The organism is Marivita hallyeonensis, from assembly GCF_900129875.1.
In the GTDB taxonomy this organism is placed as follows: Bacteria; Pseudomonadota; Alphaproteobacteria; order Rhodobacterales; family Rhodobacteraceae; genus Marivita; species Marivita hallyeonensis.
The window spans coordinates 575,054-588,909 of sequence record NZ_FQXC01000003.1; the positions used below are offsets into that span (position 1 = coordinate 575,054).

The following is a 13,856-nucleotide window of genomic DNA, read 5'->3' on the forward strand; positions in this document are numbered from 1 at the left end:
GATCGAGCATCCTTGATGCAAGTCAATCTTCGGGTCAGAGACCCGCTGCGGTCTGCCTGACAATTTCCATGCGCGCCGCATTTGGTGGGTGCGTGCCAAGGAACCGGTTTCCGGGGTCGGGAATTTTGTTGAAGAACTGTGCGCCGCGCACCGGGTTGTACCCGGCGCGGGCCGTGATGATCGTCCCGAGGCGGTCGGCCTCCAGTTCGAAATCCTTCGAATAGGTGCGGGCGCCCAAGGTTGCGCCGATTTGCTCGGCCGATTGGACGGCGGCGGCGTCTGCCCCACCAAGCGCTGCAAGTCCGGACAGGATCACGGCACCGACAGCTGCGTTCTGCTGCGCCCGTCCGAGATGGCCAAGGATGTGATGCGCCGCTTCGTGCCCCATGACAAAGGCCAGCTCGTCTGCGTTATCGACCGAAGCAATCAGGGCGAGATTGAAGGCGAGGATCGGTCGTCCGTTGCGGTCAACTGTCTGGAAGGCGTTGGGTGGCTGGCCAGGGCGGTCATCCACTACAATCTGGAAATCGCAATTTGCCCGGGGAATGCGCCGCCGACATTCGCGTTCGGCAACGGGTTCAACGGTTTCGACAACCGACACGAATTGGCGCGCTGCGACTCCGGCCCGGTTTCGGGCTTCACCTTCGGTGAGTTCGGGTGCGCCTGCCGGGCGGGAAGGTGCCGGTGCGGACGTTGTGACTGTCTGCACGTCACAGGCCGCCAATACGACCAAAGCTACGACCATCAACCAGCGCATCGTGTTCTCCAAGAGCAAAACCGTAAGCTAAGAAATAGGCGGAGGACGCAGCGCCTACCAGTGTCGATTTACGGTCGGTGTTTTTTCGCGAATGCACTCTGGCACGACCAAATCAGGCAAGATACGGTCGTAGCCATGTTTACGATTGAACACGAATTCGACTCTACCGTTGTCACGCTGGTCGATGAAGGCCCAAAGCCCTTGCAGGAAGACGTGATCGTCAACGGGTTCGAGGAATGCATCACGGTCGAGCAGTACGACCCCAGAACCGACCGTGTGAACAAGGTCACCTTGTCGATGTCCCAAATGCGAGATCTGGCGGCGGCGATCTCATTACCGGAAGGTGTGTATTCCCGCAGCGCCGACACTGACTGAGACGAGCAGGGCCCTTGCCGAAGGATAGATCCAATTCTGGATCTTCTTCCCAAGGGTGTTCTTCTGGGCCGGAAGATCTTATCTCCATCGTCGAAGGGTCAATGACCGACCGATGCGACTTCCAGAGGCTTTATGACACAGGCGAACCAGGCCGTTCTTGACTTCCTGCAAACACGCCGGTCACGTCCGGCGAAACTGTTGCGCGCGCCTGCGCCGGATAAGGATTCACTTTTACCCTTGCTTGTTGCGGCAGGGCGCACGCCTGACCATGGCAAGCTTGAACCGTGGCGCTTCATTGTTTTGTGGCCCGCTGCGCTAAAACGGATCGCCGGTGCGATCGAGGCGCATGGGCAGGCGATTGGCAAATCCGAAGAAGACATCGCCAAAGCGCGCACACAATTCGATGACAGCCCACTCTGTGTGGCGGTCATCGAAGTGCAGAAGCCGTCCGAAAAGATTCCCGCCATCGAGCAAACCTATTCGGCTGGGGCCGTGTGTCTTGCCTTGCTCAATGCTGCGTTGGCGTCCGGCTGGGGTGCCAATTGGCTGACCGGGTGGGTCGCTCATGACACCGTGTTCTGTCGAGACGCGCTGGGGCTGTCCGGGGACGAGCGCATTGCGGGGTTCATCCATATCGGAACGGCAACTGCCATTCCGCCGGAACGGCCACGGCCCGATATCGGGGCGATCACCACATGGGTCGACACATGATCCTGCGCAGTTTTTTCCTGACCCTCGGGCAACTGGGGGACGCACGGTTTCGCAAAGTGTTGTTTCTGGGTGTGGGGCTGGGCTTCGCGCTTCTGGTCGTGTTCTTCGCCGGCCTGATGTGGCTTCTCGGGGCCATGCTTGGACCGGAGGCGACCTTGCCGTTCATCGGTGAGGTCACCTGGCTGGATGATTTGATCAGTTGGACGGCACTTCTGTCGATGATGATCCTGTCGGTTTTCCTCATGGTGCCGGTTGCCTCCGCGATCACGTCGATGTTCCTCGATGATGTCGCCGACGCGGTGGAGGACAGGCACTATGCGCATCTGCCCAAAGCGGACCGCGTTCCGTGGTCTGACGCGTTGCGCGACACGGTCAATTTTCTGGGCGTTCTGGTCGCGGCGAATGTGTTTGCGGTGGTCCTTTACATCCTGTTCCCACCGTTTTCGCTTTTCATCTTTTGGGGATTGAACGGGTTCCTGCTCGGGCGCGAATACTTCACGCTGGCCGCCATGCGGCGCGAAGGCCGCGCTGGCGCAAAGGCATTGCGCAAGCGGCATTCGGGAAAGATCTGGGTGGCAGGGACGTTGATGGCGATGCCGCTGTCATTGCCCCTGGTGAACCTGGTGATTCCGATTCTCGGCGCGGCGACCTTTACCCACCTGTACCATCAGATACAGGGGCAGGCCCCATCCGGTTGAACATGTCGATGTCGCGGACACTGATCCAACCGGACACGATGATACCTGCAATGATGACCCACAGCACGAGACTGATCCACGTGGTGATCCAGGCTTTCTTCTTGAGGTTATGAACCTCGGGTGAACCCGCATGCGTTCCCGGTACAATCTGCCCCACATCGCCCTGCGTCTGAAGCCTGATCGGGATCACGATCAGGAACAGCATGAACCAAATTACGGCGTACAAAACGAGGGCTGAGGTGATGGACATGCGGGGCTCCTTTGGCCTCTACATGGGGCGTGTTCAGACTTCTTCCAGTTCCACGAGACAGCCGTTGAAGTCTTTCGGATGCAGGAACAGAACGGGCTTGCCATGTGCACCGATCTTGGGAGTGCCGTCGCCAAGAACGCGCGCGCCGGTTTCCTTCAGATGGTCCCGTGCCGCGATGATATCTTCCACTTCGTAGCAGACGTGATGAATGCCGCCGGATGGGTTCTTTTCGAGGAAGCCGTTGATCGGGCTTTCATCGCCCAGCGGGTAAAGCAATTCGATCTTGGTGTTGGGCAGTTCGATGAAGACCACCGTCACACCATGATCGGGTTCGTCCTGGGGGTCGCCGACATTTGCGCCAAGCGCCGATCGGTACTGATTTGCGGCTGCCTCTAGGTCGGGAACAGCAATAGCCACGTGGTTCAAACGTCCAATCATGTCGGGGTCTCCATCTTTGATCGGTGCGCTTATCACCTGAGCGGATTGGTCAGACAAGGGGTGTGTCGAATTAACCGGCTGTTAGCCAAGCCCGCGCACAGTGAAGCGACTCACGGAGGGCGAGATGATTGACAACGACGCTTTGGATCACATCCACAAACCAACTTTGAACCGACCGCTGCTTGGCCTGACCGTTCTTGCGGTGGAAGACAGCAAGTTCGCCTGCGACGCCGTGCGGCTGATGTGCCTGCACAGCGGCGCACGGCTTCGCAGGGCCGACTGTCTGAAATCGGCACGGCGCCATCTGCAGGTGTACCGCCCGTCGGTGGTCATCGTGGATATGGGCCTGCCCGATGGGAGTGGCGCAGAGCTTGTGTCGGAGCTGTCTCGTGCCGCGCCGCGGGTCGGGGTTCTTTTGGCCACGAGTGGTGACAGTTTCGCGGAAGATGTCGCCTACGCGGCGGGTGCGGACGGGTTTCTTGCCAAACCGATTGCGAACCTTGGCGTCTTTCAGAACGCCATCATTCAGCACCTGCCGGACGATCAGCAACCCTATCGGCTTCGCACCGTGAGCAACCAGACATTCCAGCCCGATCCGATCGCCTTTCGGGAAGACATGGCGCACATGGCCGAGATTTTGGATGGTCCTGTTGACAATCGCATGGCGGACTACATCGCGTTGTTCCTGCGCGGGGTGGCGCGCACGGCGGAGGATGCTGTGCTGGAAAGGGCGGCATCGGAATTGGCGGACGCCCGCGCGAACGGTACACCCCTCGGCGGTCAGGTCATGCGTTTGGCCGGTTTGATCGATGCGCGCCTTCAGGACACCGTGGCGATCTGAACCATGGGCGCGATCAGCTCTCTTCAGGGATCACTCGCAACCGAAGTTCCATGAGCTGATCGCTGCTCGGATCGGACGGCGCGTTCATCATGAGGTCTTCTGCCCGTTGGTTCATCGGGAACATGATGACCTCGCGGATGTTCGCGGTATCCGCCAGCAGCATCACCATCCGGTCGATGCCGGCCGCGCACCCACCGTGTGGCGGCGCACCGAACCGGAACGCGTTGACCATACCGCCAAAGCGCTTGCGCACTTCATCTTCGCCATAACCCGCCAGCTCGAACGCTTTGAACATGATCTCGGGTTTGTGGTTTCGGATTGCGCCTGACACCAGTTCGTAGCCGTTGCATGCCAGATCGTACTGGTAGCCCAGAACCTCAAGCGGATCGCCGTCTAGCGCGTCCATGCCGCCTTGGGGCATGGAGAAGGGGTTGTGGCTGAAATCGATGGCCCCGGTCTCCTCATCGGCTTCGTAAAGCGGGAAGTCCACGATCCAGGCAAACGCAAAACGCTCTTTATCGGTCAGACCCAGTTCTTCCCCGATCACGACGCGGGCTTTTCCTGCGACCGTTTCAAATGCCGACGGTTTGCCGCCAAGGAAGAACGCAGCATCACCGACACCCAAACCAAGCTGCTGCCGGATTGCTTCGGTCCGTTCAGGCCCGATGTTCTTGGCCAGCGGCCCGGCGGCTTCCATGCCGTCGCCCTGATCGCGCCAGAAGATGTAGCCCATGCCCGGCAGGCCTTCTTTCTGCGCAAAAGCGTTCATGCGGTCACAGAACTTGCGGCTGCCGCCGCCCGGCGCAGGGATGGCGCGGATCTCGGTGCCGTCCTGTTCGAGAAGCTTAGCGAAGATGGCAAAGCCCGAGCCGCGGAAATGCTCGGACACGATCTGCATCTTGATGGGGTTGCGCAGGTCGGGCTTGTCGGTGCCATACCACAAGGCCGAATCCCGGAAAGATATCTGTGGCCAGTCGGTGTCGACCTTTCGTCCGCCGCCGAACTCTTCGAACACGCCCTGCATCACGGGTTGAATCGTATCGAACACGTCCTGCTGGGTGACGAAGGACATTTCCATGTCCAACTGGTAGAAATCGGTGGGAGACCGGTCGGCGCGCGGGTCTTCGTCCCGGAAGCAGGGGGCGATCTGAAAGTATTTGTCGAAGCCGCTGACCATGATCAGCTGCTTGAATTGTTGCGGGGCCTGCGGCAACGCGTAAAATTTACCAGGATGCAGGCGCGACGGCACGAGGAAATCGCGCGCACCTTCGGGGCTCGACGCGGTGATGATCGGGGTTTGGAATTCGCGAAAACCGCTGTCCCACATGCGCTTGCGGATCGACGACACCACATCCGAGCGAAGCGTCATGTTGCGCTGCATCGCCTCGCGGCGCAGGTCCAGATAGCGATAGCGTAGGCGGGTTTCTTCCGGGTATTCCTGATCGCCGAACACGATGAGCGGTAGCTCCTCGGCGGACCCCAGAACTTCGATATCGCGAATGAATACCTCGATTTCGCCTGTCGGAAGCTTTGGGTTGATCAGGCTCTCGTCGCGCGCCTTCACATTACCATCGATCCGAATGCACCACTCGGAGCGAACCTTCTCGACCTCGGCAAAGACTGGGCTGTCAGGGTCACACAGAACCTGCGTGATGCCATAGTGGTCGCGCAGATCGATGAACAAAACGCCCCCGTGGTCACGGATGCGATGCACCCAGCCGGACAGGCGAACGGTATCGCCAACATTCTTCGATGTCAGATCGGCGCAGGTGTGGGTGCGAAACGCGTGCATATCAACAGTCCTCGGGCGGAGATTTTGCCCGATACACCCTTTCGCACTTGGGAAGTCAAGGCGTGCTCATGCGACAGCCACGTCGCGTTGCAACAAATCGGGCGACAACGTTTTGACTTCGGTGACACCGTCGGGAAACGGTTGATCACCCACCCCGTCGTTTGCGAAACCAAGCGTTGCGATGCGGGCAGCCAGCGCCGCATCGGCGCAGATCGGTGTGTCTTCTATGGCAAGCACGTCTCTGGCGTTCAAATTGAGGGTTTGCAGCGCGTCGAGATAGATATCGGGCGCGGGCTTGCTGCGGTCCACAAAGCGCCGGTCGCCAACGTAGTCGAAACTCTCGCGTGTCAGTGCTCCATTCAATGCCTTGAAGATCGCGTCGATCTGGTCGGCCCCGGTGCTCGTGACAAACGCGACCTTCATGCCCTTGGATTTCGCTGCCTCGATGAGCTCGCCCACGCCCGGGCGCAGTTCCAATCCCTGTTTCTGCATCATCTGGGCGAAATGCCGGACTTTCGATGCGTGAAGTGCCTCGGCATCTACGGTGTCGCCCATCGCATTGGCATAGCGTTCGATCCGGGCCCGGCCACCGGATTTCCGCAACATTGGCAGATAGTCCTCTGGCGACCAGTGCCAGTCGAGACCTGCCTCTTCAAATGCGGCGTTGAACGCACGGCGTTGCATATCCGTCGTTTCGACCAAGACGCCAATCGAGCCGAGAAATAGCGCGTCATACATGAGATAGCCTCGCGAAATGGGTTGTGGATGATGAAAGCCAACGTCCGGCGTCTGCATTCGTTCCGACCAAGCATCCGACCAAAGGCGAAAAAACCAAGGCCGCCGCTTGCAGTCGCGCGCGCCATCCCTATAACGCAGCCAGTTTGCATGATGAGGGCCGATCAATGCCGAAACGTACCGATATCAAGTCGATCATGATCATCGGAGCCGGTCCCATCGTCATCGGTCAGGCCTGCGAGTTCGACTACTCTGGCGCGCAAGCGTGCAAGGCCCTCCGAGAAGAAGGGTACCGGGTCATTCTCGTGAACTCGAACCCTGCCACGATCATGACGGATCCAGAGCTCGCCGATGCAACCTATATCGAGCCGATCACGCCGGATGTGGTCGCGAAGATCATCGAGAAAGAACGCCCCGACGCGCTGTTGCCGACAATGGGTGGGCAGACCGGTCTGAACACATCGCTTGCTCTCGAAGAGATGGGTGTTCTCGAAAAGTACGGCGTCGAAATGATCGGGGCCAAGCGGGACGCCATCGAAATGGCAGAAGACCGCAAACTGTTCCGTGAAGCGATGGATCGGATCGGGTTGGAGAATCCGAAAGCGACCATTGTGACGGCACCGAAAAAACCGGGCGGCGCGACAGACCTTGACGCCGGGGTTGCGCTTGCTCTCGCTGAGCTTGAAGAGATTGGTCTGCCGGCCATCATTCGCCCCGCATTCACCCTTGGCGGGACCGGCGGTGGCGTTGCGTATAACCGGGAAGACTTCGTGCATTTCTGCCGCTCGGGCATGGATGCGTCGCCGGTCAATCAAATCTTGATCGACGAGTCGCTTCTGGGCTGGAAAGAATTCGAGATGGAGGTCGTCCGCGACAAGGCCGACAACGCCATCATCGTCTGCGCCATCGAAAACGTCGACCCGATGGGCGTACACACCGGCGACTCTATCACCGTTGCGCCTGCGCTCACGCTGACCGACAAGGAATATCAGATCATGCGCAATGGCTCCATCGCCGTGTTGCGCGAGATCGGGGTCGAAACGGGTGGCTCCAACGTGCAATGGGCGATCAACCCCGAAGATGGCCGCATGGTGGTCATCGAAATGAACCCGCGGGTCAGCCGGTCGTCCGCCCTCGCTTCGAAAGCCACCGGTTTTCCGATTGCAAAGATCGCCGCCAAACTGGCCGTAGGATACACGCTTGACGAACTCGACAACGACATCACCAAGGTGACGCCGGCCTCGTTCGAGCCGACCATCGATTACGTCGTGACAAAGATCCCGAAGTTCGCGTTCGAGAAGTTTCCCGGTGCCGAACCACATTTGACGACCGCCATGAAGTCCGTCGGTGAAGCGATGGCGATTGGTCGGACGATCCACGAGTCGCTGCAAAAAGCCTTGGCGTCGATGGAGTCGGGCCTCACGGGGTTCGACGAGGTGCAGATTGACGGCGCGCCGGAAAAATCGGCTGTCATCAAAGCCATTTCGCAACAAACGCCGGACCGGATGCGCACAATTGCGCAGGCCATGCGGCACGGGCTGAGTGACGATGACATCCACGCCACCACCATGTTTGACCCGTGGTTCCTGGCCCGCATCCGCGAGATCGTGGAGGCAGAGGAGGTCGTCCGCGCAAATGGTCTACCTGGGGACGAGGCGGGCTTGCGTGCGCTGAAGATGCTCGGCTTCACCGACGCGCGGCTGGCGCAACTTAGCGGGCGCACGGAACGCGACGTGCGCGCATATCGGCTTGGTCTAAATGTGAAGGCGAGTTTCAAACGCATCGACACATGTGCTGCGGAATTCGAAGCGCAGACGCCGTACATGTATTCGACCTACGAGGCCCCGATGATGGGAGCGGTCGAATGCGAAGCCCGCCCGTCGGACCGCAAGAAAGTGGTGATCCTTGGCGGTGGCCCGAACCGGATCGGCCAGGGGATCGAGTTCGATTACTGCTGTTGCCACGCCTGTTTCGCGCTGACGGACGTCGGCTATGAAACCATCATGATCAACTGCAACCCGGAAACGGTTTCGACGGATTATGACACCTCCGACCGCCTTTATTTCGAACCGCTGACGCTCGAACACGTGCTCGAGATCCTGCGTGTAGAGCAAGAGGCAGGCACGCTGCATGGGGTCATCGTTCAGTTCGGTGGGCAAACGCCTCTGAAACTCGCGAACGCATTGGAAGCCGAGGGTATTCCGATCCTCGGCACCTCCCCGGACGCCATTGACTTGGCCGAAGATCGCGAACGCTTTCAGGCACTTGTGACCAAGCTTGGGCTGAGGCAACCGCGCAATGGTATCGCATCGACAGATGAAGAGGCGTTGGCAATTGCGGATGACATCGGGTTCCCGCTGGTGATCCGTCCTTCCTACGTCCTCGGCGGACGTGCGATGGAGATCGTGCGCGATATGAGCCAGTTGGAGCGATACATCAAAGATGCCGTCGTCGTCTCTGGAGACAGCCCCGTTCTTCTCGACAGCTACCTATCGGGCGCGACAGAGCTGGATGTGGATGCGCTTTGTGACGGCACCGATGTGCACGTGGCTGGCATCATGCAGCACATCGAAGAAGCTGGCGTCCACTCCGGTGACAGCGCATGTTCCTTGCCGCCGTTTTCCTTGAAGCAAGAGCTGCTGGACGAAGTTAAACGGCAGACCGTGGCACTGGCTCTGGCGTTGAACGTGCGCGGGTTGATGAACGTACAATTCGCCATAAAAGACGGGGAGATTTACCTGATCGAGGTCAACCCGCGCGCGTCGCGCACCGTGCCCTTCGTGGCCAAAGCCACCGACTCGGCCATCGCGTCGATCGCGGCGCGCGTGATGGCGGGCGAGTCCCTGTCGGCCTTCCCGATGCGTGACCCATATCCCGAGAACGCCGATTACGATACGGTCCTGCCGCTTGCCGATCCGATGACGCTGGCCGACCCGAACATGCCCTGGTTCAGCGTGAAAGAAGCGGTCCTGCCGTTTGCCCGTTTCCCCGGGGTAGACACGATCCTCGGACCCGAAATGCGGTCGACTGGCGAAGTGATGGGATGGGATCGCAGCTTCCCCCGCGCTTTCCTGAAGGCGCAACTTGGTGCCGGGACGCTGCTTCCGGAAGGTGGTACCGTGTTCTTCTCCATCAAGGACAGCGACAAGACCGATCAACTTGTGGACACTGCCAAAGTCCTGACGGATATGCGTTTTCGCATCATCGCAACGCGGGGGACTGCCAAGTTCCTTGAAGAGCACGGCATCTCCTGCGAGGTGACGAAAAAGGTGTATGAAGGGCGACCGAATATCGTCGACGTCATGAAAGACGGCGGCATCTCGTTGGTTTTTAATACCACAGAGGGCGCCGCGGCCGTCGAAGACTCCCGGGAAATCAGATCTGTCGCGCTGTTTGACAAGATCCCCTACTTCACGACCGCGTCAGGCGCTTATGCCGCCGCGCTGGCGATCAAGGCGCAGGGAGACGGCGAACTGACGGTGAAGAGCCTGCAGGCGTGATCTGACCTATGGCTCGCGGCAGGTGATCGGCACGAAGCCGGTTTTTCGATGCTAGCGAACATCAACGAATCCTCTTAACCAACGACTCTGCGACCTCAGAGCCGTTTTCCAGTAAGAGAACGGCGTCTCCGTCTTTGATGACGACTTCTTCAACGGTGCCCTTGGTTGTTACGCTCACGTCTTCCATGATCTCTCCGGTCGCTGCGATCCTAACCTGAGCGCTATACGTGCCTGCGTTCACAAAGCGCCCTTCGGCGTCCTTCCCGTCCCATGTGATCCGAACGTCATCTGGACCAACGACCTGCGTCGCCACGATATTCGCCTGGCGGTCTAGGATCACGATTTCACGGCCGCTCAAACCTTGCGTGTCCGTTTCAAATTCAAGCGCTGTTCCATTGAACTTGAATGGGCCGGAATGAGACACCGACATCCCGACAAGGCCCGCAAAGTCCGGCAAATGCCGCCCGGACAGGCCCTGCACAAGGTCTTCAAGCCGCTGATTGGTCAAGGTCTGCTGTTCCACCATACTGAAGGTGGCCAATTGGCTGGCAAACGCATCGGCCTCCATCGGGCTGAGTGGATCCTGATTCTGCATCTGCGTGGTCAACATTCGAAGAAAAGTCTCGAAGTCGGTTGATGGGCTCTGCCGGGATGCCGACGACGTTGTCGTTTGACCAATACTCATTGAGTTCACTTGCATAATTGTGACGTCCTATAACCGTAGATCGATGCCTGAGGCTGAGAAGCCATTCTCGCCGTGATTCGGGTCGCCTCCATCAACGTGAATAATTGGCGAAACACCGTCTACCGTCTCCGTTGGCCGATGGCGCAAGTGCTCCTTGTTGTTCTCGTCCGAACCAAAAGAAAACGAGAATCCGTCAACGCCGGAGCGACGCAGTTCCTCCTGCAGTTGGTGTTGGTGCCGCGAGAGCAAGTCTGCTGCATCCCTGCGTTCGGCAAGAAACCGAATGTCCATGCGGTCGACATCGACTAGAACGCTGATCCCCGATTTATCCGGTGAAACCAATCGCGTTTCGCGGTCGAACTCCGACGCATCGGCAACCATCTTTGGCGATGCCAGAAGCGAATGGAGCGCTTGCCGCACCGATTGTTCAATTGCGTTAAAGCGAGCGTCAACTTGCATTGGTGTGTTTGGTGAGAAGACTGTCGCGTTCGACGTGCCGACCGCCTCGAAGGGGTGCAAAACTGTCTTATTCATCAGTTTGTTAGAGGCTTCGATTGACATAAACAGAGGCTCTTTGTCCACGCCCGAGGCAGAGGCCGAGCAGCTTATCTGTTCATTTGTATCCCCTGAACTCAGTTTTGCGTCGCTTGGCTGGGCAGGACGGATTTCGTTGACTTGTTCTAGCGGCCGATTCCGATATTTGGGCGCGCCAATATCAGGTTCTGGCGAGTTCAAGACTTCTTTGAAGATGTTTGAGAAGCCCATGTAGCGAACTGCCGAGTTCTCGAGATTCGAATACCTTTCGACGGCGTACCCGGGCGATGCATCTGTGAGATCGCCATTCGATTTAAGGTTTCTCCAAGAAAATTCAGCTGATGCAGTTGTCCCTTGCACGGCAACCGGCAATCCCTCGGATGTTTTTCCCGTGGCGATTTGGTCGCCGCTCCAGCTACTGGAAAGACTTTCAGCAACGGAAAAATTTGTGACTAATTCGAAATTCCTGTCCTCGAGAGTGGGCTTCGGGAAACCAGATAAGGGAGAAGGAACATGAGTGATATCCAGTGAACCTGTCGGTGTCGCCGTTTTCGGCGATGCCTGCTTCGAATCAGTGTCAAAAAGAAAAGCATGCGAATAATTCGCCACGGACGTGATGCTGTTTTCTCTTGCATGCCGCTGTGGTTGTTCAGGAAAAAGAATTGAAGTACTGGCCACAGTGTCCGAGGCAGAATTGGTTTTCACCAAGGATGGAGCGGCCATATGGACGGCTGGGAGTTCATATACTGGGAAAGAAGAAATTTCTTGAAATTTGCCCTTATCAGAAAGTACGACGCCGAATTTTTCTAGGCCGAAAAAGCCAAGTGCAGGAGAAATTTCGACTTTACTGTCAATTATACGTCGAGAGCTCTGAGCATTCATTTCAATAGAAAATTTGACATCGCCACTCTCCTCAATGAATGTCCTTTCTTCATCAATTACGTGCTCTTTTTCCAGTTTCAGCTGATTATGTAAACGTAGGTCTGTTATCATGAAAATTGGCCTCGAAACTTTCCGAAAAGCTATCATTGAGAATGCAAAGAAGTAATTAACGAGACAAATAGCGGATAATTTTCAATAGTTGATAACGCTCTGATCTATTTGGTTCATCCAATATTTACCCCGAAGGCTTCATCTGCATCGGCATTCGCAAGAGTGGCGCGAGAGGTGCATCTCGTTTCTGTCAGAATGACGTCAATCACATCGGTGCGGGAACTTCCGTCCTGCACGAAATTCTTGTGCAAAAGCACATCGAAAGGAACACAATGTCCAGTATTCTGACCAACAATGGCGCTATGGTTGCGCTTCAAACGCTGAAGTCGATCAACTCGCGATTGACCGATACGCAAAACGAGATCTCGACCGGCAAATCGGTTGCGAACGCGCGCGATAACGCAGCGGTTTGGGCCATTTCGAAAGTCATGGAGTCTGACGTCAAGGGCTTCAAAGGTATTTCGGACAGCCTCAACTTGGGAGAGTCTACCGTCGCAGTGGCGCGCAATGGCGCTGAAACGGTGACCGATCTTCTGACCGAAATGAAGGGAAAGATCGTCGCGTCGCAGGAGCAGAACGTCGATCGTGACAAGATCCAGACGGATATCGTCGCTCTCCGGGAGCAGATCAATGCCGTCGTTGGAGCGGCGCAATTCAACGGTTTGAACCTGCTGTCGAATCGCGAAACCGATGCCGGATCGGGTACCGTCAATGTTCTGGCATCTCTTGATCGATCTTCCACAGGTGTCGCGGCTAGCGACATTGCCGTCGGCAAGAAAGATCTTGGAACTGCCGAAAGCTCTGTCGTCGGTGGCACGGTTGGCAATTTGACCGCCGCTGCGACGCTGAATGCAACCCAATCTGCGACCCTTGCCGTTACAACGCCCACGGGCGCAGGGCAGGTCTTCAGCATTGGCCTTACAGGCACCGATGCGGATGGGAGCACATTCACACCTGCAAGTTACACGACAGGAACCACGGCGGCAGATGCACAGAAGATCATGTACATCGCCCGGGATGGGGATACTGCCGGAGACGTCGCCAAAGGATTGGCACAGGCCTTCGCGATCTATGCCGCGGAGCAAGGCCTCGATACAGACGTCTTGAACGTGACCGCGTCGGGCAGCAATTTGACCGTCGCCTCGACCGTCACTGATGCCACGGACACGATTGCAGCGCGGATCGACACTCTGACATCGCCAACAAGCGTTACCATTGGCGGAGGTCTTGAAAAGCTGAACGACATCGACGTCACGAGTGACGCCGGTGCCGATGCCGCGCTCGTCTCTATCGAGTTCATGATTCAGAATGCGATCGATTCTGCAGCATCCTTTGGTTCCGCGCAGGGGCGGATCGAAACCCAGTCGAACTTCATTTCGAGCCTGACTGACTCCCTCAAATCGGGCATCGGCACTTTGGTTGATGCGAACATGGAAGAAGCGTCGGCCCGGTTGCAGGCGCTTCAGGTTCAGCAACAGCTCGGTGTGCAGGCCTTGTCCATCGCAAACCAGGCGCCGCAGTCGCTCCTATCGCTGTTCCGCTAGTGA

General features: G+C 57.7%; 13 protein-coding genes. 6 read left to right on the forward strand and 7 right to left on the reverse strand.

Annotated features, from left to right (window positions below; genetic code table 11):
* Positions 1-34: 34 nt before the first annotated feature.
* Complete coding sequence (locus tag BUA42_RS12180; RefSeq protein WP_072778150.1) at positions 35-757, reverse strand: M48 family metallopeptidase; 723 nt, start codon at positions 755-757, stop codon at positions 35-37.
* Positions 758-892: 135 nt separating this feature from the next.
* Between BUA42_RS12180 and BUA42_RS12185 the strand changes: the two genes are divergently transcribed.
* From BUA42_RS12185 to BUA42_RS12195, 3 genes are all read left to right on the forward strand, one after another.
* Positions 893-1,132 carry a hypothetical protein gene (locus BUA42_RS12185; RefSeq protein ID WP_072778152.1) on the forward strand — a complete coding sequence of 80 codons (240 nt, stop codon included), beginning with the start codon at positions 893-895 and terminating at the stop codon, positions 1,130-1,132.
* 132 nt (positions 1,133-1,264) lie between these two features.
* Positions 1,265-1,843: a nitroreductase family protein gene (locus tag BUA42_RS12190; RefSeq protein WP_072778154.1), complete on the forward strand. Its 579-nt coding sequence runs from the start codon at positions 1,265-1,267 to the stop codon at positions 1,841-1,843.
* Positions 1,840-2,541, forward strand: coding sequence for an EI24 domain-containing protein (locus BUA42_RS12195; RefSeq protein ID WP_072778155.1), 702 nt, complete (start codon positions 1,840-1,842; stop codon positions 2,539-2,541). Before BUA42_RS12190 ends, BUA42_RS12195 begins: the two co-directional genes overlap by 4 nt.
* Here the strand turns inward: BUA42_RS12195 and BUA42_RS12200 are convergent.
* Both BUA42_RS12200 and mce read right to left on the reverse strand, forming a co-directional pair.
* On the reverse strand, positions 2,495-2,791 hold the full coding sequence (locus BUA42_RS12200; protein WP_072778157.1) for a DUF1467 family protein: 297 nt from the start codon (positions 2,789-2,791) through the stop codon (positions 2,495-2,497). The two genes, BUA42_RS12195 and BUA42_RS12200, sit on opposite strands and share 47 nt — an antisense overlap.
* A 33-nt stretch (positions 2,792-2,824) precedes the next feature.
* Entirely contained in the window at positions 2,825-3,229 is a 405-nt protein-coding gene (gene mce / locus BUA42_RS12205) for a methylmalonyl-CoA epimerase (protein ID WP_072778159.1), read from the reverse strand.
* A gap of 124 nt (positions 3,230-3,353) precedes the next feature.
* Here mce and BUA42_RS12210 point away from each other — a divergent pair, with 124 nt between their 5' ends.
* Positions 3,354-4,070: a response regulator gene (locus BUA42_RS12210; RefSeq protein WP_072778160.1), complete on the forward strand. Its 717-nt coding sequence runs from the start codon at positions 3,354-3,356 to the stop codon at positions 4,068-4,070.
* 13 nt (positions 4,071-4,083) lie between these two features.
* On the opposite strand, the gene aspS is transcribed toward BUA42_RS12210, so the two are convergent.
* Positions 4,084-5,862 carry an aspartate--tRNA ligase gene (gene aspS / locus BUA42_RS12215; RefSeq protein ID WP_072778162.1) on the reverse strand — a complete coding sequence of 593 codons (1,779 nt, stop codon included), beginning with the start codon at positions 5,860-5,862 and terminating at the stop codon, positions 4,084-4,086.
* A gap of 66 nt (positions 5,863-5,928) precedes the next feature.
* Positions 5,929-6,600: an HAD-IA family hydrolase gene (locus BUA42_RS12220; protein ID WP_072778164.1), complete on the reverse strand. Its 672-nt coding sequence runs from the start codon at positions 6,598-6,600 to the stop codon at positions 5,929-5,931.
* A 164-nt stretch (positions 6,601-6,764) separates the two neighbouring features.
* Between BUA42_RS12220 and carB the strand changes: the two genes are divergently transcribed.
* Positions 6,765-10,097: a carbamoyl-phosphate synthase large subunit gene (gene carB, locus BUA42_RS12225; RefSeq protein WP_072778454.1), complete on the forward strand. Its 3,333-nt coding sequence runs from the start codon at positions 6,765-6,767 to the stop codon at positions 10,095-10,097.
* Between the two features lie 61 nt (positions 10,098-10,158).
* Here the strand turns inward: carB and BUA42_RS12230 are convergent, their stop codons facing one another.
* Positions 10,159-10,797 carry a flagellar hook capping FlgD N-terminal domain-containing protein gene (locus BUA42_RS12230; RefSeq protein ID WP_084066206.1) on the reverse strand — a complete coding sequence of 213 codons (639 nt, stop codon included), beginning with the start codon at positions 10,795-10,797 and terminating at the stop codon, positions 10,159-10,161.
* Between the two features lie 12 nt (positions 10,798-10,809).
* Positions 10,810-12,309 carry a flagellar hook-length control protein FliK gene (fliK, locus tag BUA42_RS20955; protein WP_143152684.1) on the reverse strand — a complete coding sequence of 500 codons (1,500 nt, stop codon included), beginning with the start codon at positions 12,307-12,309 and terminating at the stop codon, positions 10,810-10,812.
* A gap of 272 nt (positions 12,310-12,581) precedes the next feature.
* Between fliK and BUA42_RS12240 the strand changes: the two genes are divergently transcribed.
* Positions 12,582-13,853, forward strand: coding sequence for a flagellin (locus BUA42_RS12240; RefSeq protein ID WP_072778170.1), 1,272 nt, complete (start codon positions 12,582-12,584; stop codon positions 13,851-13,853).
* Positions 13,854-13,856: the final 3 nt, after the last annotated feature.